This is a genomic window from Corallococcus interemptor, assembly GCF_003668875.1.
Classification (GTDB): Bacteria; Myxococcota; Myxococcia; order Myxococcales; family Myxococcaceae; genus Corallococcus; species Corallococcus interemptor.
Map to the genome: position 1 here is coordinate 1 of NZ_RAWM01000161.1, position 19554 is coordinate 19554.

At 69.8% G+C, this 19554-nt stretch carries 17 protein-coding genes and 1 pseudogene; 3 read left to right on the top strand and 15 right to left on the bottom strand.

Annotated features, from left to right (window positions below; translation table 11 throughout):
- The 11 genes and pseudogenes from D7X96_RS34725 to D7X96_RS34770 form a co-directional block, all read right to left on the bottom strand.
- Positions 1 to 515, bottom strand: a pseudogene (locus D7X96_RS34725) (cytochrome c); the annotation flags it as partial.
- Positions 512 to 1042, bottom strand: coding sequence for a DUF3341 domain-containing protein (locus D7X96_RS34730; protein ID WP_121771685.1), 531 nt, complete (start codon positions 1040 to 1042; stop codon positions 512 to 514). The pseudogene D7X96_RS34725 and the gene D7X96_RS34730, both read right to left, overlap by 4 nt.
- A complete protein-coding gene (gene nrfD, locus D7X96_RS34735; RefSeq protein WP_121725445.1) occupies positions 1039 to 2463 on the bottom strand; it encodes an NrfD/PsrC family molybdoenzyme membrane anchor subunit in 1425 nt (474 codons plus the stop codon). Before nrfD (D7X96_RS34735) ends, D7X96_RS34730 begins: the two co-directional genes overlap by 4 nt.
- Positions 2460 to 5435 carry a TAT-variant-translocated molybdopterin oxidoreductase gene (locus D7X96_RS34740; RefSeq protein WP_121771686.1) on the bottom strand — a complete coding sequence of 992 codons (2976 nt, stop codon included), beginning with the start codon at positions 5433 to 5435 and terminating at the stop codon, positions 2460 to 2462. The genes nrfD (D7X96_RS34735) and D7X96_RS34740 overlap by 4 nt, the downstream gene beginning before the upstream one ends.
- A complete protein-coding gene (locus tag D7X96_RS34745) occupies positions 5423 to 6073 on the bottom strand; it encodes a cytochrome c3 family protein (protein ID WP_120552013.1) in 651 nt (216 codons plus the stop codon). Before D7X96_RS34745 ends, D7X96_RS34740 begins: the two co-directional genes overlap by 13 nt.
- A gap of 113 nt (positions 6074 to 6186) precedes the next feature.
- Complete coding sequence (locus D7X96_RS40165) at positions 6187 to 6357, bottom strand: hypothetical protein (RefSeq protein WP_158626668.1); 171 nt, start codon at positions 6355 to 6357, stop codon at positions 6187 to 6189.
- An 85-nt stretch (positions 6358 to 6442) separates the two neighbouring features.
- Positions 6443 to 7402, bottom strand: coding sequence for a protein kinase (locus tag D7X96_RS34750; protein WP_121771687.1), 960 nt, complete (start codon positions 7400 to 7402; stop codon positions 6443 to 6445).
- A 118-nt stretch (positions 7403 to 7520) separates the two neighbouring features.
- On the bottom strand, positions 7521 to 8120 hold the full coding sequence (locus tag D7X96_RS34755) for an outer membrane beta-barrel protein (RefSeq protein WP_120552011.1): 600 nt from the start codon (positions 8118 to 8120) through the stop codon (positions 7521 to 7523).
- 168 nt (positions 8121 to 8288) lie between these two features.
- Positions 8289 to 9287, bottom strand: coding sequence for an SDR family NAD(P)-dependent oxidoreductase (locus D7X96_RS34760; protein WP_120552010.1), 999 nt, complete (start codon positions 9285 to 9287; stop codon positions 8289 to 8291).
- A 134-nt stretch (positions 9288 to 9421) separates the two neighbouring features.
- Positions 9422 to 10033: a DUF2378 family protein gene (locus tag D7X96_RS34765; RefSeq protein WP_121771688.1), complete on the bottom strand. Its 612-nt coding sequence runs from the start codon at positions 10031 to 10033 to the stop codon at positions 9422 to 9424.
- A 125-nt stretch (positions 10034 to 10158) separates the two neighbouring features.
- Positions 10159 to 10551, bottom strand: a complete 393-nt coding sequence (locus tag D7X96_RS34770; protein ID WP_121771689.1) for a response regulator — start codon at positions 10549 to 10551, stop codon at positions 10159 to 10161.
- 306 nt (positions 10552 to 10857) lie between these two features.
- Here D7X96_RS34770 and fdh point away from each other — a divergent pair, with 306 nt between their 5' ends.
- From fdh to nrfD (D7X96_RS34790), 3 genes are read left to right on the top strand one after another with little or no spacing between them, the layout of a single operon-like run.
- Positions 10858 to 14100 carry a formate dehydrogenase gene (fdh, locus tag D7X96_RS34780; RefSeq protein WP_208647428.1) on the top strand — a complete coding sequence of 1081 codons (3243 nt, stop codon included), beginning with the start codon at positions 10858 to 10860 and terminating at the stop codon, positions 14098 to 14100.
- 4 nt (positions 14101 to 14104) lie between these two features.
- Positions 14105 to 14905 carry a 4Fe-4S dicluster domain-containing protein gene (locus D7X96_RS34785; protein ID WP_208647426.1) on the top strand — a complete coding sequence of 267 codons (801 nt, stop codon included), beginning with the start codon at positions 14105 to 14107 and terminating at the stop codon, positions 14903 to 14905.
- Positions 14902 to 16107 (top strand): NrfD/PsrC family molybdoenzyme membrane anchor subunit, encoded by a 1206-nt coding sequence (nrfD, locus tag D7X96_RS34790; RefSeq protein WP_121771691.1) that lies wholly within the window; start codon positions 14902 to 14904, stop codon positions 16105 to 16107. Before D7X96_RS34785 ends, nrfD (D7X96_RS34790) begins: the two co-directional genes overlap by 4 nt.
- A gap of 9 nt (positions 16108 to 16116) precedes the next feature.
- Here nrfD (D7X96_RS34790) and D7X96_RS34795 read toward each other — a convergent pair whose 3' ends face one another.
- Genes D7X96_RS34795 through mobA form a run of 4 tightly spaced genes read right to left on the bottom strand, consistent with a single transcriptional unit; the run spans position 16117 to position 19377 of the window.
- Positions 16117 to 16806 carry a hypothetical protein gene (locus D7X96_RS34795; protein ID WP_121725481.1) on the bottom strand — a complete coding sequence of 230 codons (690 nt, stop codon included), beginning with the start codon at positions 16804 to 16806 and terminating at the stop codon, positions 16117 to 16119.
- A complete protein-coding gene (locus D7X96_RS34800; RefSeq protein WP_208647427.1) occupies positions 16803 to 18050 on the bottom strand; it encodes an AAA family ATPase in 1248 nt (415 codons plus the stop codon). Before D7X96_RS34800 ends, D7X96_RS34795 begins: the two co-directional genes overlap by 4 nt.
- Before the next feature lie 59 nt (positions 18051 to 18109).
- Entirely contained in the window at positions 18110 to 18712 is a 603-nt protein-coding gene (locus D7X96_RS34805) for a hypothetical protein (RefSeq protein WP_121725482.1), read from the bottom strand.
- 53 nt (positions 18713 to 18765) lie between these two features.
- The gene (mobA, locus tag D7X96_RS34810; RefSeq protein ID WP_120552003.1) at positions 18766 to 19377 is read right to left on the bottom strand and encodes a molybdenum cofactor guanylyltransferase; all 612 of its coding nucleotides are present in this window, start codon (positions 19375 to 19377) and stop codon (positions 18766 to 18768) included.
- Between the last annotated feature and the right edge of the window lie 177 nt (positions 19378 to 19554).

Here is a 19554-nt window from a genome sequence, read left to right on the forward strand (position 1 = left end):
AGAGACAGCCTCACGGCCCCCCATCCGTCCACCCTTTCGGGCAGCGGGAAGGCTCCGGGCCCCACCCTCGCGGTCACGGCCTGCGTTCCCGTGTATGGGGCTTCGCCCTCCACCACGCCGTAGACCACCTGATCCGCGTGGCGGTGCGGCACGAACAGCCCGGGCGGCCGGCGCTGCGGCATCTTCCGCGCCACGATGGCGTCCCCGTCCCCCGTCAGCCCGTGGCACACCGCGCACCAGGTCTCATAGGCCGTGCGCCCCTGCTCCAGCAGCTCCCCCGTCAACGGCACCGGCACCGCTTGAACCCAGCCGCCCTCCGCCGTGAGCCCCTGAGTGTCCCCTCGCGCGCGCCACTCCTGCGCCACCGTCCCCGGCACAAGGGGCCGCATGGCCCGGCCGTCCTCGAAGAACGGGCTCGGCTTGAACGCCTCCGCTCGCGGCTGTGACGCCATCGGATCCGTGTCGTCGCACGCGGCCACCCCTCCCAGCAGCGCCATGAGCGTCCAGCGCTTCATCGCGCGCCCTCCGCCACCACCGACACCTGCCGCGCTCCCAGCTCGCGCAGCGCGGCCTCCGCCTGCGGCGCGTCGTCGCGGTCCACCGCCACGCTCGCCCAGAAGCCGTCCACGGACGCGCTGCGGAAGGACTCCACGTCGAACACCGGGTGCGTCACGTGCGGGAAGCCGAAGAGCAGCATCAGCGCGCCGAACACCGTCAGCGCCGCGCTCAACACCGCCAGCTCGAACGTGATGGGCAGGTTCGTGGGCACGCTGTGCAGCGGCCGGCCTCCCACGTCCAACGGATAGTCCACCGCGTTCGTGAACCACTGCGTGACGTACGCGAACACCGCCCCGCCCAGCCCCGCGCCCAGGGTCAGCAATGGCAGCCATGAGCGCTTCAGCCCCAGCGCCTCGAACGTCTCCTCCACCGGGAACGGCGTGTGCGCGTCCAGCTGCGCGAAGCCCTTCGCCCTCAGGGCCTTCAGCGCGGCCACCAGCGCGTCACTCGACGCGAACTCTCCCAGCACCCAGTGGCGGCTCATGGCGCACCACCGGGCCGGGTGCCCTCTTCACGCCGGAACTGGAGCGACGCGTCCACCTCGCGCTGGAGCTCCTTCATCTCGCTCACCGACACGGCCGGCACGAACTTCAGGAACAGCAGGAACGCCGTGCCGAAGAACGCCACCGTGCCCCCCAGCAGGCTCCAGTCCACCCAGGTGGGCCGGTACGCCGCCCAGGACGACGGCAGGAAGTCCATGCTCAGCGACGCCACCACGATGAGGAAGCGCTCCGTCCACATCCCCACGTTGATGAGCAGTGACGCCACCCACAGCACCGCCACGTTCGTGCGCATCCGAGGGAACCAGAACAGCTGCGGCACCAGCACGTTGCAGAACACCTGCATCCAGAACAGCGGCGCGTAGGGCCCGGAGAACTCGGCCTCCGTGGCGTGCAGCTCGAAGGGGTTCGCGCTGAACCAGGCGAAGAAGTGCTCCTGGATGTAGCCGTAGGTCACCATCCAACCCGTGGCCAGCAGCACCTTCGCCATGTTGTCCAGGTGCAGCGGCGTCACCACGTGCTCGATGCCCAGCGCCTTGCGCGCGGGAATGAGCAGGGTGATGACCAGCGCGAAGCCGCTGAACACCGCGCCCGCGACGAAGTACGGCGGGAAGATGGTGGTGTGCCAGCCCGGCAACTGCGCCACCGCGAAGTCGAAGGACACGATGGTGTGCACGCTCACCACCAGCGGCGTGGCCAGCCCCGCCAGCAGCAGGTAGCCCGTGCGCCACTGCCGCCAGTGCCTCGCCGAGCCCCTCCACCCCAGGCTCGCCAGCCCGTACCAGAAGCGCGCCCGGGGCGTCCTCGCCGTGTCCCGCGCCGTGGCCAGGTCCGGAATCAGCCCCACGAACCAGAACAGCAGCGACACCGTGAGGTACGTCCCCACCGCCGCGATGTCCCACGTCAGCGGCGAGCGGAACTGCGGCCACGCCCGCAGGCTGCTGGGGTACGGCACCAGCCAGTAGAACTTCCACGGCCGCCCCAGGTGCAGCAGCGGGAAGAGCCCCGCGCACGTCACCGCGAAGAGCGTCATCGCCTCCGCGAAGCGGTTGATGGAGCCGCGCCACTTCTCCTGGAACAGCAGCAGGATGGCGCTGATGAGCGTCCCCGCGTGGCCAATTCCAATCCACCACACGAAGTTCGTGATGCCGAACGCCCACGCCACCGGGATGTTGTTGCCCCACGTCCCCACGCCCACGAAGAGCGTGGCGCAGATGGCCACCACCAGCAGCGCGGTCCCGGCCAGCCCCAGCGCCAGCAGCGCCCACCAGGTCCGGCCCGGGGGGCGGTGCACGAAGGCCAGCAGCGACTCGCTGTAGGCGCGGTCGGAGTGGCGCCCCTCCAGCAGCGGGTGCTCGGTGAGCGGGTCCCCGGGCGCGGGCACCTGCGGGTCGGCGGTGCTCATGCGCCTCCCTTCGGCGCCGGGTTCTTCAGGCGCACCAGGTGCACCGTGCGCGGCTGGGTGCCCAGGGAGTTGAGCAGCTTGTAGTGCCGGGGGTCCTCGTGCTCCCGGCGCACGCGTGAGTCCGGCGCGCGCAGGTCTCCGAAGGTGATGGCCTCCGTGGGACAGGCCTGCTGGCAGGCGGTGCGGACCTCGCCTTCACGCACGTCCCGCTGCGCCGAGCGCGCGACGGTGCGCGCCCGTTCGATGCGCTGCACGCAGTACGTGCACTTCTCCATCACCCCGCGCGAGCGCACCGTCACGTCCGGGTTCTGGCGCAGCTGCGTGAGGGGTTCGCGCCGCTGGTACTCCAGGTAGTTGAAGCGGCGGACCTTGTAGGGACAGTTGTTGGAGCAATACCGGGTCCCGATGCAGCGGTTGTAGACCATCTGGTTGAGGCCCTCGTCCGAGTGGACGGTGGCGTTCACCGGGCACACGTACTCGCAGGGCGCGGCCTCGCAGTGCACGCACGCCACGGGCTGGGTGATGAAGCCCGGGTCGTCCGGGTCCCCCAGGAAGTAGCGGTCGATGCGCAGCCAGTGCATCTCCCGGCTGCGCAGCACGCCGTCGCGGCCCACCACGGGCACGTTGTTCTCCGCCTGGCAGGCCACCATGCACGCGCTGCACCCGGTGCACCGGTGCAGGTCGATGGCCATGGCCCACTGGTGGCGGTCGCTCTTGAGCAGAGCGTTGGGTGGGTAGAGCCGCTCCGGCTTCTCCTGGAGGGATTCGAGCGCCTGGGGCTTCGCGAGGAAGGACGCCTGCGTGAACTGGAGCGCCAGCTGACGGCCCTCCATGCTCCAGTGTTCCTGCGTGAGCGCCAGCGCGTGGTGCCGGCCCGTGCGGGTGATGTTCGTGATGCCACCGCCCCACGACAGGGAACTGGACCGCAGCGTGTACGCGTTGACGCCGACGCCCTGCCCCACCGGGCCCACGCGCTCGCGGCCGTGGCCCAGCGCCAGCGTCACCGTGTCGTCCGGCTGGCCGGGCAGCACCAGCACGGGCACCTCCAACGCCTTGCCCTGTACCTCGATGCGAGCCACGTCTCCCTTCTCCAGCTTCAGCGCCCGCGCGGTGGCCGGGGAGAGCAGCGCCGCGTTGTCCCAGGTGAGCTTCGTCACCGGGTCGGGCAGCTCCTGGAGCCACGCGTTGCCCGCGAAGCGGCCGTCGTACAGCCGTGAGTCCAGCACCAGGGCCAGCTCCAGGCCCTCGGGTGCTTTGGGTTCCGGAACCTCCCGGGCCGCCTTCAAGACCGCGGCCTCGTCCAGCACGGCCCGCGCGGGTGCGGACTGGGTCCCGGGAATCACGCCGTCCGCGAGCCACGCCTCCCAGCGCGCCTCGAAGTCCGGTGGCGAGGCCGTGCGTTCACGCCACAGGGACTTGAGCAGGTCGTACGGGCTTTGTGAGTCCAGGCCCGCGAAGACGGACAGCAGCTCCACCTCGGAGACCGCGCCTGGGAACAGGGGCGCGATGAGGGGTTGCAGCACGGACGCGGTGCCGTCGGGTGCGCGGCCGTCGCGCCAGGACTCGAAGGGGTGCGTCGCGGGGACGAAGGTGGGGCAGAGGGCCGCGGTCTCGTCCTCGTGGAGGCCGTGGTACAGCCGGAACGGGACGCGCTCCAGGTCGCGCGTGAAGCCTGAATCCACCGCTTCCGTCCAGGCCGGGTTCCACGCCGTGATGATCAGCGTGTCCACCCGTCCATCGAGCAGCTCCCCCGGGAGCTGACCCATCGCCTCCGGGAAGGCCACGGGCTCGATCAACCGGGGCGCGTTGCCCAGCGCTTCGTCCATCGCGAACGCCAGCGCATGCACCAGGGGCGGTTGACCCGGGCCCACCGTCACCCGGCCCTGCCCCCGGTGCGCGAGCAGGTCCCTCGCCGCACCGCGCACCCAGGCGCGCTGCGCGTCCGTCAGCGCGGGCGTGGGAACGCGCAAGCTCGCGAGCCCCGAGGCCAACGTGCTCCCGCCCGTTCCCTTCCCCACCTCCGCCGCCAGCGCGAGCATCAACGCGACGCCCTGTGACGGCCGCATCCGCAGCCGTTCGTCCGCGAAGCCTCCCGTGAGGGTCAGCGTGCTCTCCGCGACCCACAGCCGGTTCATCGCCTCCGGCTTGCGCGCGCTCACGAAGTCCCGCGCCGCGCGCAGGTTTCCCGGCTGGGTCGTGGCGAGGAAGTCGTCATCCACCGCCACCACCACCGCGCGCCCCACGTCGTGCACCACGTCCAGCACGCGGCCGTACGCCAGGCGCGTGCCCTCGCGGCGTCCGTCCGCCACGCCCACGCCACAGGGGATGATCCGCGCGGACGGGAAGCGCTGCTGGATGCGCGCATACAACGCCTGCACCAGCGGGCTGCCCGTGGGCTCCACCAGGAAGCGCAGCCCCGCGCCCCCGTCCTCGCGCCTGGCCCGCTCGCGCAGCGCATCCCTCACCGTGCTCCACGCGGCCTCCACGCCTTGAAGCCGCGCGGTCTTCGCCCTCGCGGGGTCGTAGAGGCCCAGCAGCGCCGCCTGTTCGAAGACGCCCGCCGCGCCCAGGCTCGCGGGGTGCAGCGGGTTGCCCTCCACCTTCGTGGGCCGCCCCTCGTGGCTCTCCACCACCAGCCCCACCGTGCGGCCGTTCCACTCCAGCCCCGTGGCGAAGTGCAGCGGCACGCCCGGCGTCAGCCCCTCCGGTGGCGTCGAGTACGGGAGGATCTTCTCCGGCGGCTGACGGAAGCACCCGCTGAAGCCCGCCGCGGCCAGTGACGCCGCCGCCAGTTGCAGGAAGGTGCGCCGCGCCACGCCCTCGGGCGGGAGCATCGCGCCGGGGGGATGCTCGCGCGACACGGCCTCGTCACCGGGTCCTCCCGCGTGCCACTCCTCCAGGCTCCTCCACGCGCGCGCCCGCTCCGGCGCGTCAGGGACATCCGTCCGTGCGGGGTCGGTCAGAAGTGGCATGTGTTGCAATCCGTGCGAGGGGACACACCGAGCGCGGCCTGCACCGCGCGGCCCGTCTCCCTCGGGTCTCCGGGGGGACGCCACGTGAGGTTCGCGACCTCCGACAGGGGACGCAGCCACGGCGTCGGGTCGCGGTGACAGTCCAGGCACCAGCCCATGGTGAGCGGCGCCACCTGCTGCACCGCCGGCATCGTGTCCACGCGGCCGTGACAGGTGACGCAGCCCACGCCCTTGTTCACGTGGATCTGATGGCTGAACCAGACGTAGTCCGGCAGCGCGTGCACCCGGTTCCACGGCAGCGCCGTGCCGTCGAAGCCACTGGCGCGCACCGGCTCCAGCCGCTCGCTCTGGTTCCACACCTGCGCATGGCACCCCAGGCAGCGCTGCGTGGGCGGCACTCCCGCCACCGGCGAACGCCACGCGCCCTCATGGCAGTAGCCGCAGGGGATGCCCTCATCGCCCACGTGGTGGCGGTGGTCGAAGGGGAGCGGCTGCTCGCGAGGCGAGAACGAGCCCCGCCCCAACGGGTTGCGCGCGAGGAGCAGCAGCCCCGCCAGCGACACCGCGGGCACACCCAGGGCCAGGGCGATGAGCGCCCGCAGCACCGAGTCGGTCCCCGGGCGGAACAGCGGAGCCATGTCCCTCCCCCCATCCAGCGTGGAGCCTCCGCGGGCCTGAGCGCGGAAGGCGGCACGACTTTGGGCGAGGTCTCTCGGCCACCACCAGCCCCCCGTTCGCGGCCCGTCGCGTTTCACACGCCCCCGGCGCGCGTCGTCCGTAAGTCCACAGGAAGGCCACCCGCCGGAGCAGTCCGCATGCGCGCGATGAACGGTGCTCGCGGGCGCGTCCCGATGCACGACAGCGTGAGCACCGGCACCCACGCTGGCACCTCGCGCGAGCACTCCACGGAACGCGCGGCCACGAGCTCCCAGCCACGGCGCATCACGCCCGCGAGCGTACCGGCGCGCGAGATGGAATCACTCGCGAGCAGCCCAGGCGCCCGCGCCTCAGGACGGCAGCGTGCGCCCGCGCATGGGCACGGAGGCCGTCATCACCGACGCCGCGCCCACGTACACGTCCACCGGCGACAGCGGCCCGGAGGCAGGCAGCGCCGCCAGCTCGCGCACCACCGCGTCCTGTCCGTGACAGGCCACGCCGTGCTTCAGGCAGTCGCGCAGTGCATCCTGGAGCCCCGCGGCGGAGTCCACCCCGCGCGCCTCCCCCAGCGCTCCGCGCAGCACGTCCCGCAGCGCGGGCGACACCCCACCCAGCGCCGCGTCCGCGCCCGCCGTGTCCTCCGGCACCACCGTGTTCCCCGAGGCCAGCTCCAGCAGCACCCGCCCCAGCGCGCGCAGGTCCTCCCGCGCCTCCAGAGTCGAGCCCACCGCGTCCCCACGCACCGGCGGCGCCACCACGTCCGGCCGGGACGGCGCCGTGAAGCGGCGCAGCAGCGGCCGCGCGGGCCTCAGCCCGAAGTCCGTCAGCGTCACCTCACCGCGAGGACCCACGCGGATGCGGTGCGCATGCACGTCCCCGTGCACCACGTGCGCGGCGTGCGACGCCTGCAGCGCGCCCGCGACCTCCGCGCCCACGTGACACACGAAGGCCTCCGACGGCCGCCCACCCCGCCCCAGCACGCGCCGGCGCGCCGTGGCCAGCGAACAGCCCGGGACGTAGTCCGACACCACCGTCAGCGTGTCGCGAACGTCCACCTGGAAGCCGTGGAGCCTCGCGATGCCCGGATGCCGCAGCGGCACCGCCCGCGTCAGCGCCTCCTCCAGGGGATGCCGCGTCTCCGGCGAAAGCCCGGACGCCAGCAGGAACGTCTTCACCACCAGCGGGCGCGCCCCCGCCGCGTCCTGCTCCAGCGGCCACACCAGGGACACCCACTCGCCCAGCGGGCCCCTCCCCAGCGGATGCAGGGGGGCGAACGCGGGCAGCCGGGAGGTGAACGGAAGCACGGACATGGCACCCTCAAACCCAACACAAACAACCCGTGGCGTCAACCCAACGGACCCTACGCCACGGGTCCTGCATCCCCCGGCACCCGGGCACGAAGCCCGGGGTGCTGGAGAAGGCCCGAGGCTAGAAGTAGCCGCCGACCGTGGTGGTGATGCCCAGCGTCACGTCGTTGCCGGCGAAGTAGCCCTGCTGCGAGCCCAGGCTGCCCACGTCCTGGCTGATGACCGCGCGCACCTGCGGACCCGCGCCGATGAAGAAGTGCGGCGTCAGGTGGAAGAGCACGGGGGCGTTGAAGTCCAGGACGAAGTTCACGTCGCTGGCGCCCGGCACGTGGGCGAACTGCACGCCGAAGCCCGCCTTGGGCCAGAGCGACACGCGGTCGCCCAGCGGCAGGTGGTAGCCCACGCGGCCCAGCACGCCCAGGCCCACGACGGTGCTGTCACCGAAGCCGAAGGCCACCAGCGCGGACGCGCCGACGGACAGGTTCGACTGGAGGAAGTAGTCCGCGGACGGCTCCAGGCGGATGAGGAACACTTCGTCGGCGGTGTTGTAGCCCAGGAAGCCGTTGAGGTCCTGGCTGATGACCATCTGGCCTTCCTGGCCGAACGACGACGAACTGCCCGGGTTCGCGTTCAAGTCCGGCTGCTCCGCCGCCACCGCCTGCGCCGACACCGCGAGGCCCGCCACCAGCGCCAGGCCCGTCCACTTGTTGCTTCCACGCATCGGATGTTCTCCCCTCGTTCGCGCCCGGCCGACCCTTCCCCGGAAGCGCGTGCGGGGCCCCTTCTAGCCAAAGGGCGCCGCAACGCGAGGATGTTTTCCGACCCACCCAACACTTCGTTCACACGACACCATCAGTGCCGCGCAAAAATCCTGATCGCGCCGTAAAGCTCAGCGAACAGCACGCAAGAGGCCGCGCGTGCCCAGCACCGCGCCGCCCACCACGCCGCCGGTGAGCGCGGCCAGTCCCAGCGTCGCGGAGAAGCGCTTCCACGCGGGCGTCGGCGGCACGCTGCCGCGAGGCCCCACCCCCTGTTCCACCGGGGTGAAGAGGTTGCCCTCGGGCCGGTCCAGCGGCACGTCCGTCGTCTGCATCCGCGCGCCGAAGCGGGACAGCACCGCCTTGCCCACGGAGGGCGCCAGGCCGTTGAGCCACAGCATCAGCCGCCCCTGGAGGAACGCCGGCACCGACGTGCGGCCCGGCCGCTTCGCCAGCCGCACCACCGCGCGGGCCACCAGGTCCACGTCGTACGTGGGCGGCACCGGCACGGGCTTTTTGCCCAGCATGGTGGGCGCGTGGTCGAACATGGGCGTGGACACGGAGGGCACCAGCACGTTGGAGACCTGGATGCCCGTGCCGTGGAGCTCCAGCTCCAGCGACTGCGCCCACCCCAGCGTCGCGTGCTTGGACGCCGCGTACGCGGACAGCAGCGGCGCGGACCCCGCCGCCAGCATGGACTGGATGTTGAGCAGGTGGCCGTGGCCCTGCTTCTTGAAGTGCGGCAGCACCGCGCGCGCGAAGCGGAAGTAGCCGAAGCAGTTCACGTCGAACACGCGCGTGATGTGCTCCCAGGGCAGCTGGTCGAAGTCGCCGTAGGACTGCACCGCCGCCGCGTTCACCAGGAGGTCCACGCGGCCGTAGTGCGCCACGCACTCGCGCACCACGCGCTCCACGTCCTCGGCCACCGTGACGTCGCCGTCACTCACCAGGCACTCGCCGCCGCGCTGGAGCACCTCCACGCGCAGCTGCTCCAGGGCCGACTGCCGCCGCGCGGTGACGCACAGCTTGACGCCGGCCTCCGCCAGCCGCAGCGCGGACTGCCACCCCACGCCGCTCGAAGCGCCCGTGACGATGGCCACCTGCCCCCTCAAGTCTTCATGACGCGCCATGCGCTTTCGCCCCTCCTCGCCCTGAGGTGGGGTTTCCGGCCGGGCTTCGCACGGGGCAAGCCCCCGGAATCCTCCGCGCCGTGCCCGCCCGTCTGCCCGCCCGGCCTCCGGGCCGGCGGGCTGGGAGCTGGGGGCTACGACCAGGAGACGTCGTAGTACGCGTCCACCAACGACTGGGCATGCCCGCGCACCTGCACGTCTTGCACGCCCGTCACCTCCAGCGCGGACTGGAGGATGCCCTCGTTGTAGGGCACCGGCATCAGCGAGCGCTTCATGATGACCCGGCCCGACGTGGGCCCCGTCCACTCCACGGAGCGCTCGCCGAAGTTCAGCGCCGTGCGGTAGCCCGAGTGCATCAGCTCCAGCAGCCGCTTCGGGTCACCGCCCGCCTGCTGCACGAAGTCGCGCGCGAACATGGAGTTGAGGAAGTCCAGCATCGCCTGCGTGCCAATCTGCCGCTGCGCCGCATCGTGCCCGCCCACCAGCGGCGACAGCTGCTCCGCGGCCACGTACGACAGCCGCAGGAAGCGCGGGAACGGATAGGTCTGCATGGGCATGAAGTCCGCTGTCTCCTCCACCTGCTCCAGACAGCGCTTCACCGCATCCGCTCCGCCCAGAAAGCGCACCGCGTCCAGCACGCCCAGGAAGAACAGGCCCCGGCTCGTCTCGTCCGGAGCCGTCGCGGCCAGGCGGGCTTCCAGGTCACGCGCGACGTCCTCGGGTAGATTCAGCGTGCCAGCCGGCATCGGCGTCGTCCTTTGAATGAGGGGGAATGGACCAGGCGGGGGACCTGACGGGGCGCGAGGATTCCACAGGTCTCGCTCCATCGCGAGTCCTGGATGACCGCACGTCGCGCCGCGCGACACATGTTTCACGACGTGTGAGGTCCTTCCGGGCCTTCCTCGGATGACGGCAGGAAGCGGCGCACCACTTCCATCAGCGACGCCACCGACACCGGCTTGCGCAGGTAGGTCGCCGCGCCGGGGGGATGGAAGGGGCTGCCGGACAGCACGATGATGGGCACGCCGTCCAACATGCGCTCCTGTGAGAGCCGCGCGAGGAAGGCCTGTCCGTCCATCACCGGCATCATCAGGTCCAGCAGCACCAGGCCCGGACGCGGATGGGACTGCAACCAGGTCCACGCAGCCTGGCCGTGGACGCACTGGGCGACGCGATAGCCCTCCATCTCCAGCAGTGTCGCGACCGCATCCCGGATGTCTTCCTCGTCCTCGATCAAAAGGATGAGAGGGGCACTGTCCTTCATGCAGGTTCTCCACTCGCTCTCCGCCACGTCCGGCCGTCACGTGGCCGCGGGTCTTCCGGTTCCTCCTGGAGGCCTGGAGGCCCAAGGGGACGGGGAAACCGGAAGAGGCGTTGGCACCGTGGAGAAATAACGACTCGAGCCCCCCGCGCTGATTTCGGGCGTGGAGTATTTCCATGCCTGCCCGCTTGCTCTGGCTCCGGTGTTGGACGCCGGTCCCACTGGTCCCCCGTGTCGTGCGTCCCCATCTTGAGAGTGGGATCCACGTGCGTGTCCCGGGAAGGAGCGGCCTTGAAGTTCCGCGACCTGATGAAGGGATGGCCCGTGCTGCGGCAGTTCGCGCGGGGAGACAGCCGGGCGCTGGGGGACACGGCGATGTCGGCGCGAAGCCGCTCGCTGGCGCCGCGCACGAAGACCGCGGACCGGGTGGTGAAGTCCATCTGCCCGTACTGCGCGGTGGGCTGCGGGCAGGAGGTGCACGTGCGCGACGGCCGCATCCTCGACATCGAGGGCGACCCGCATTCCCCCATCTCCCGCGGCCGGCTGTGTCCCAAGGGGGCCGCGACCTTCCAGCTGGTCACGGGAACGCAACGCGTGCAGCAGGTCCTCTACCGCCGCCCCGGCGGCACGGAGTGGGAACCCATCCCGCTGGAAGAGGCCATGGACAAGGTGGCCGAGCGCGTGAAGCGCACGCGCGACGCGACGTTCGAGCTGACGGACGCGAAGGGCCAGCGGGTGAACCGGACGCTGGGGCTGGCGCACCTGGGCGGGGCGACGCTGGACAACGAGGAGAACTACCTCCTCAAGAAGCTCTTCAGCGCGCTGGGCGTCGTGCAGGTGGAGAACCAGGCTCGAATATGACACGCGTCCACGGTGCCCGGTCTGGGCATCACGTTCGGCCGCGGTGGAGCCACGACGTTCCAGCAGGACCTGCAGCACTCGGACTGCATCCTCATCCAGGGGTCCAACATGGCCGAGTGCCATCCGGTGGGCTTCCAGTGGGTGATGGAGGCGAAGGCCCGGGGCGCGAAGGTCATCCACGTGGACCCTCGCTACACGCGCACCAGCGCGGTGGCGGACCTCTACGCGCCCATCCGCGTGGGCACGGACATCGCTTTCCTGGGCGGGCTCATCCACTACGTGCTGGAGCACGAGCGGTACTTCCGCGACTACGTGGTGCAGTACACCAACGCGGCCACGCTCATCCGCGAGGGCTTCCAGGACACGGAGGACCTGGAGGGGCTCTTCAGCGGCTTCCAGCCGAAGAACAACCGCTATGACATCGCGTCCTGGCAGTACCAGGACGTGCCGGGCGCCGTGCCCGCGGCGGGCCACAAGGAGCTGACGGACGAGCCGGGCGCGGGCGGCGGCGGACACGACCACCGCGTGGACGTGCACGACGAGCACCGCGACGAAACGCTCCAGCATCCCCGGTGCGTGTTCCAGCTGCTCAAGCGCCACTTCTCCCGCTACACGCCGAAGGTGGTGTCGCAGGTGTGCGGCGTGGACGAGGAACTGTTCCTCCAGATCGCGCGGACGCTCTGTGACAACTCCAACCCGGAGCGCACCAGCGCGTTCTGCTACGCGGTGGGCTGGACGCAGCACTCGGTGGGCGTGCAGTACATCCGCACGGCGGCCATCCTCCAGCTCCTGCTGGGCAACATCGGCCGGCCCGGCGGCGGCATCCTCGCCTTGCGCGGGCACGCGTCCATCCAGGGCTCCACGGACATCCCCACGCTCTACAACCTGCTGCCGGGCTACCTGCCCATGCCGCACGCGAACATCCTCCACGACGGGCTGGACGAATACATCCGCGACAACAAGTCCGGCAGCGGCTGGTGGTCGGAGTTCCCCAAGTACGCGGTGTCGCTGCTCAAGGCCTGGTTCGGGGACAAGGCGACGAAGGACAACGGCTACCTGTTCAACCACCTGCCCCGGCTGACGGGGAACCACTCGCACATGCAGACGGTGGCGGACATGGCGGACGGGAGGCTCCAGGGCTACTTCGTCATGGGAGAGAACCCCGCCGTGGGCAGCATGAACGGGGCGCTCCAGCGCAAGGGGCTGCGCCACCTGGACTGGCTGGTGGTGCGCGACTTCACGCTCATCGAGACGGCGGAGTTCTGGCGCACGGCGCCGGAGGTGCAGTCCGGGCAGGTGCGGCCGGAGGACATCCAGACGGAGGTCTTCTTCTTCCCGGCCGCCGCGCACACGGAGAAGGACGGCACGTTCACCAACACGCAGCGGCTGCTGCAATGGCATCACAAGGCGGTGGAGCCGCAAGGGGACACGCGCAGCGAGCTGCACTTCACCTACCACCTGGGGCGCAAGCTGCGAGCGCTCTACGCGGGCTCCACGGACCCCAAGGACGCGCCGCTCCTGGATTTGACGTGGGACTACCCCACGCACGGGCCCCATTCGGAGCCCTCCGCGGAGGCGGTGCTTCAGGAGATCAACGGCTACACGGTGGCGGACGGAAAGCCGGTGCCGGGGTTCGCGGAGCTGAAGGACGACGGCTCGACAGCCTGTGGCTGTTGGATCTACTCGGGGTGCTTCAAGGACGGCGTGAACCAGACGGCGCGGCGCAAGTCCGGGAAGGAGCAGACGTGGGTGGCGCCCGAGTGGGGCTGGGCGTGGCCCGCCAACCGGCGCATCCTCTACAACCGCGCGTCGGCGGACGTGGACGGCAAGCCCTGGAGCGAGCGCAAGCGCTACGTGTGGTGGGACGCCGGCCAGCAGAAGTGGACGGGCGAGGACGTGCCGGACTTCATCGCGGACCGGCCGCCGGACTACCGGCCGCCCGAGGGCGCGACGGGGCTGGAGACCATCGCCGGAAATGATCCGTTCCTCCTGCAGGCGGACGGCAAGGGCTGGCTCTTCGCGCCCAGCGGGACGATGGACGGGCCGCTGCCCACGCACTACGAGCCCATGGAGTCGGTGGTGCCCAACCCGCTCTACGCGCAGCAGTGCAGCCCCACGCGCGAGGAGTGGAGGCGCAAGGACAATCCCTATCACCGCGCCTGGGGCGACCCGCGCTATCCGTACCTCGTCACCACGTACCGGCTCACGGAGCACCACACCGCGGGCGGCATGTCCCGCTGGCTGTCCTGGCTGAGCGAGCTGCAGCCGGAGATGTTCTGTGAAATCTCCCCGGAGCTGGCGCGCGAGAAGGGATTGAAGAACGGGGACTGGTGCACGCTGGCCACGGCGCGAGGGGACCTGGAGTGCCGGGCGCTGGTGACGGAGCGCATCCGCCCGCTGAAGGTGAAGGGAAGGCAGGTGCACCAGATTGGCCTGCCGTACCACTGGGGCGTCACGGGGCGCGTGCGCGGCGAGGGCGCCAACGAGCTGACGGCGTTCGTCGCGGATCAGAACGTGGACATCCAGGAGTCGAAGGCGTTCACGGCGGACCTGCGGGCGGGGCGGATGCGGTCGGGGGAGAGGGCCGCGGCCGGAGCGGCGCCGCCTCCGCTGACGGTGCCGGAGGTGCCTCGCGACGTGACGCCGCAAACGGACCATTCGGAGTCACAGGAACCCGAGGGGAAGGGATAGGCGCATGGGGAGCCGCAAGGGGTTCTTCACGGACACGACGCTCTGCATCGGCTGCAAGGCGTGCGAGGTCGCGTGCAAGCAGTGGAACCAGCTTCCGGACGACGGCTTCCACTTCACGGGGATGTCCTACGACCACACGGCGCACCTGGGCGCGTCCACGTGGCGGCACGTGGCGTTCGTGGAGCGTCCGGTGCCGTTGCAGGGGCAGACGTCGGGCGCGGGGGACTTCTCCTGGCTGATGATGTCGGACGTGTGCAAGCACTGCCAGCGCGCGGGGTGTCTGGAGGCGTGTCCCACGGGCGCCATCGTGCGCACGGAGTTCGACACGGTCTACGTGCAGCCGGACGTGTGCAACGGCTGCGGCTACTGCGTGTCCGCGTGTCCCTTTGGCGTGATTGACCGGCGCGAGGATGACGGGCGCGCGTGGAAGTGCACGCTCTGCTACGACCGCATCGGAGACGACCAGACGCCCGCGTGCGCGAAGGCGTGTCCCACGGCGTCCATCCAGTACGGTGATTTGGATGAACTGCACGCTCGAGCGGAGTCGCGGGTGCGCGACCTGCATCAGCGGGGCCTGACGGACGCGTACCTGTACGGCAAGGACGCGGAGAACCAGCCGGGCACCGGTGGGCTCAACGCGTTCTTCCTGCTGCTGGACAAGCCGGAGGTCTACAACCTGCCGCCGGATCCGGTGGTGCCGACGAAGAAGGCGCTGCGCTCGTGGGCGTCGGTGGCGGTGGGCGCGGTGGGCATGGTGGCGGTGGCGCTGGGCGCGGTGGCGTTCGGGCGGGAGGGGCGCGGATGAGCGACGACACGCTGCTGGACCGGCTGCAACGCAAGGCGGACGGGCGGAACATCAACCCGCGCGCGGGCATCCTGGAGGGTGAGGGTTCGCAGCAGGAGGTGAAGGACCCGGAGCAGGCACGCCAGGGCATCGACGTGCTGTCCACGGTGCCGTCGCGGTCGGGGCCGGACAGCGCGGAGGCACCGAGCTACTACGGCCTGCCGGTGTTGAAGGAGCCGCTGTGGATCTGGACGGTCCCGGCGTACTTCTACGTGGGCGGGGCAGCGGGCGCGGCGAGCGTGCTCGGGGTGGCGCTGGAGGGGTTCGGGGGAAGGAAGCTGGAGCGGCTGGCGGAGCGCTGTCACGCGGTGGCTGTGGCGGGGGACATCGTGAGCGCGGGGCTGTTGATCCACGACCTGGGCCGCCCGTCGCGCTTCCTGAACATGCTGCGGGTGTTCCGGCCCACGTCGCCCATGAGCATGGGCTCGTGGGTGCTGGCGGGCTCGGGCGCGGTGAACACGGCGGCGTTCGTGCTGCGCCGGAGGCCTGGAACTTTGGGAGTCATGGGGCGCGCGGCGGGGTGGATGGGCGCGGTGCTGGGGTTGCCGCTCGCGGGCTACACGGCGGTGCTGGTGAGCAACACGGCGGTGCCGCTGTGGCAGCAGGTGGGGCGCACGTTGCCGCTGTTCTTCATGAGCTCCGCGACCGCGAGCGCCGGGAGCCTGTTGTCCCTGTTCCCACACTCGGACGCGGAGGAGCGCGTGCTGCGCCGCTTCCGCATCGCGGGCAAGCTGGCGGAGGCGGTGACACGCGAGGCGGTGGAGCTGGAGGCGCGGCAGGTGATGGAGGTGGGCAAGCCGCTGCGCACGGGTGCTTCGGGAGCACTGTGGGCGCTGTCGCGGACGTGCTCCCTGGCGGGCCTGGTGATGGAAGTGCTGCCGGGACGGGCGCGCTGGAAGCAGGTGACCGCGGACGTGCTGTCCACGGTGGGCGCGGTGGCCATGCGCTACGCGGTCATCCAAGCGGGCAAGGCGTCCGCGAGGAATCCGCAGGCCACGTTCCAGGGACAGAGGCAGGGACTGGGAGCCGCGCAGGTGGAGGGGAACACGGAGGCGTCGGACGGAAAGCCGCTGAGCTTCCCGTTGCCCGTGCTGGGCCAGAGCGCCGCACCCAAGACGGCCATGCCCTACGCGCGGTTCATGACGACGCAGCCGGAGCCGTGACGCTGCGCCTCACCCCACCTTGCACTGGTCGACGCTTGCCATGAAGCGCGCATAGGAACCGCTCTTCGCGCCGGGCTTTCGGGCCAGTCCCTTCTCACGCACATGCCGCGCAATCGCTGGTGAGTCTGACTCCTGGTAGGTCTGGAAGGTCTTGCGCTTGTCGGCCTTGAGGTTCTTGGGAACCACCCGCTTCTGAAGTTCCTCCTTGGCATCCTTGAGCCTTCCCACTTCCTTGCCGAGATAGTCGTCAGGAGCGCGCCAACTCTTGGGGCGAACGGCCTGGACCGCATCGGGCCACATGAACCACCACGCCTCCAGCTCCCAGGCGGGGACGACTGCATGGGCTGGGCAGCCGGCCTGCTGCATGGCCGCCTCGATCTTCTGGCAAACTCCTTCATGCTTCGGTTCGAAATCGTCGCAGTCCTCGTGAGCGAAGACGGCGACGATGTCGTGTGTGGTCTGGCTGATATCCACAACATCCGCGATCCTCTTTGCCTCCGTAGGAACATCCTCAGGCTTTGTATTCTTGATGAGAACCAGAGGATTCCTCCGGGTCTGCACCTTGCCGGCAAGGTTCCCTCGAAGGGCCACAATGAGTTCTTGAAGCGACTTCGTGTCGTTCTCGCTCTCACCGAAAACCAGGATCTGCTGAGGCCGCTTCCCCTTGGCCTTCTGACGAGAATCCTTCTTGCGGTTCACGGGGGAACACCTCCGAGAGAACCGGTGAACCACAACTCTCCCAGCCCCATCCGGCCGTGGGCCCTTTCCTCCATGGCGCGAACGACCTCTGGATCCGCGGCGGGAATGACCGACTCCCCGGTCTTCGTGTTGCGCTCACAGACAATGAGTTCATCCGCACTCAACCTGTTGACGAGGGAAGGCGAGTGGGTCGCGATGAGGAACTGCGTTCGCTCCGAGGCCCACCGCAAGCGCTCCACGAGCCGGTCGAACACGTAGGGGTGGAAGCCGTGGTCGATCTCCTCCACACAGGTGAGTTGGGGAGGTTGAGGGTCGTAGATCAGTGCCAGGAGCGCCAGCGCACGCACGGTGCCAAACGAAGCTTCGGCCAGGGTCGTGTGCCCTTTCAGCCCCGACTCCTCCAACTCGACCTCGACTGCTTCCTCGGCACCACCCACCTTCCGGAAGTGGATGCGCACGAGGCCAGGCACGATGGCCCGTGCGTCTTCCTGGAGACGCTCGAAGTTCTCCTCGTCCTGGCGCAGGTAGTTGAGGAACGCCGCGAGATTGCTGGCATCCGCTTGCAGCGTGGGGGTGACGCTCACTGCCGAGGGCCGCCTCGCGGCGCGAACATCCACATCAAAAACACGGAAGGTGGAGAACAACTCCGCGACCTTTCGCACCTCGTCGCCTCCGGAGGAGGCCAGTCGAGGAAGGGTTGAGAGGCCGAGCGAGTCACTGCGCAGGGAGGGTCCACTCTTCGTCGTCTTCTTCTCTCCATGGGTCTCGCTCAAGTCGACCTTCGACCCGTTGATGGTGATGCGACGTCCCCGGCCTTTGACCCGCTTGAACTTGAACTGCTCAGTTCGCCGCAGGAAGGACCGGACTTGACCCTTTTCTCCTGAGGTTTTGAGACTCAGGCCCCAGAAGTTGAGGACGTATTCGTCTGGAGCCTCCTCATGCGAATGAGCCGTAACCTTGGCCTTCACATGGATGCTGACGCGCAAGTTGACGATGCCACTCGACGGATCGTACCCGCGAAAGCGGACATCCCCCAGTCCTCCACGTTTATCGAGAGCGGGTCCTAAATCCTCTCGGACCGAGTCTCCCAGGAACTGGATGACGTCCAGCAGGTTGGACTTGCCGCTTCCATTGGGGCCCACCAGGACATTCAGCGGACCAAGCCGCACGGTGACATCCCGCAGGCTCTTGTAGTTCTTCACGGAAAGTTCGAGGAGCGGCCTCATGCCGTGCGACTTGACCATGATGCGCTCAGTGCCTCAAGCGCAGGTGCATGCGCTCGTTGATGAAGCACTGATGGCCGCTAAAGCGGGTGCGAAGCATCCAGGCCACGTGTCCGTGACGACTGGAAGATCCACTGCGCCAGCGCCCCATCCAGGATCCGCCCCGTCGTCGCCTCGTCGTACTTGAGCGAGCGCCCCAACGCGCGAGCCAGCCCCACCAGGACGAGGTCCAACTTCTCCGCCGCACGACGCACGACGCTGTCCACATGCCGCGAAGTCCGCAGGTGCCGCGCGGCCTCGCTGGAGCGAGGAGCCCCCATGGCCGGCAGGTGGTCCGACAGCAGCGCCATCAACACATCCGGCCCCACGTCACGGGCGAGCGCGGCGAAATGCTCGCCCAGAAGCAGAACGAACCGAGCCTGCTCCTGTTGCTCGTCCGCCATCCGCATCCCCGTATCGAACGACCAACCCGTGAACGCCTCCGAATGGGGAACCCGCATCTCCGACAACTGCTTGTGCAACGACAGGATGAGGACGTACTCCGGTTTCACTGCCGCGTTCTCCAGTCGCACACTGACGACCTGACTCCCGGTCCGCAGCCGAGCCTTGAGCAAGCGCAGGAAGGGTTCCGCCTCCTCGCCCTCCAGGGCGTAGCGAATCAGCGAGTTCCAGTCCCGGGTCATCCTGGAAGGCTCCATTCTTCCGCCTAACCGTCAAACTGCTCCTGCCCGCGGACTCACTGCTCCGGCAACGTAACGCCGTAGCGCACCAGGTCCTCCGGCGTGTTCACGTTCACCAGCGCGCGCAGTTCAGGGTCCACCGCGCGCAGTGCGTCCTCGGGCAGCACCCGCGTGCGGAAGCGCATCAGCAGCCGCCGCAGCGACGGATCCTCCACCAATGCTTCACCCCACTGTGACACCAGTTCCGTACGATAGGCCGCGAACAACGGCTCCCAGCGCCCTTCACGCTCGATGCACACCGCGTCCACATCCTCGCCTCGCGCGTCCAGCACCACCCGCGCCGCGGCCTCCGTGACGAACGGCATGTCACACGCCACCGCGAACACCCACGGCGTGCGCGCCGCTCCCAACGCCGCGTGGACGCCTCCCGGTGCCCCCTTGCCCTTCACGGTGTCCTCCACCGTGCGAAGCCCGAAGCGCGCGTACGGTTCCGGAACGTTCGCCACCAGCACCACCTCCCTGAAATGCGACCCGAATGCTCGCAGCCGTTCCAAGGTTGTGAGCCCTCCCACGCTCAGCAGCCCCTTGGCCACACCGCCCAAGCGCGTCCCCTGCCCTCCTGCCAGGATGGCCAGCGTCACGTCGGGAAAGGTCGTGGATCCGTCCATGTCCGCCGACCCTACACACCTCTTCGCGGCCCCGGAAACGCTCGACACCCGGGATTCCGCCAAGCCCCAGAGGGAGGGAGCAACCGCCGCTCCCATGCCCCCCGTGGACAAGGCACGCGCCCCCCGTCGTAGAGTCCGCCGCCCCCTCGCTGACTCATGCCGCTGACTCCCCTCCCC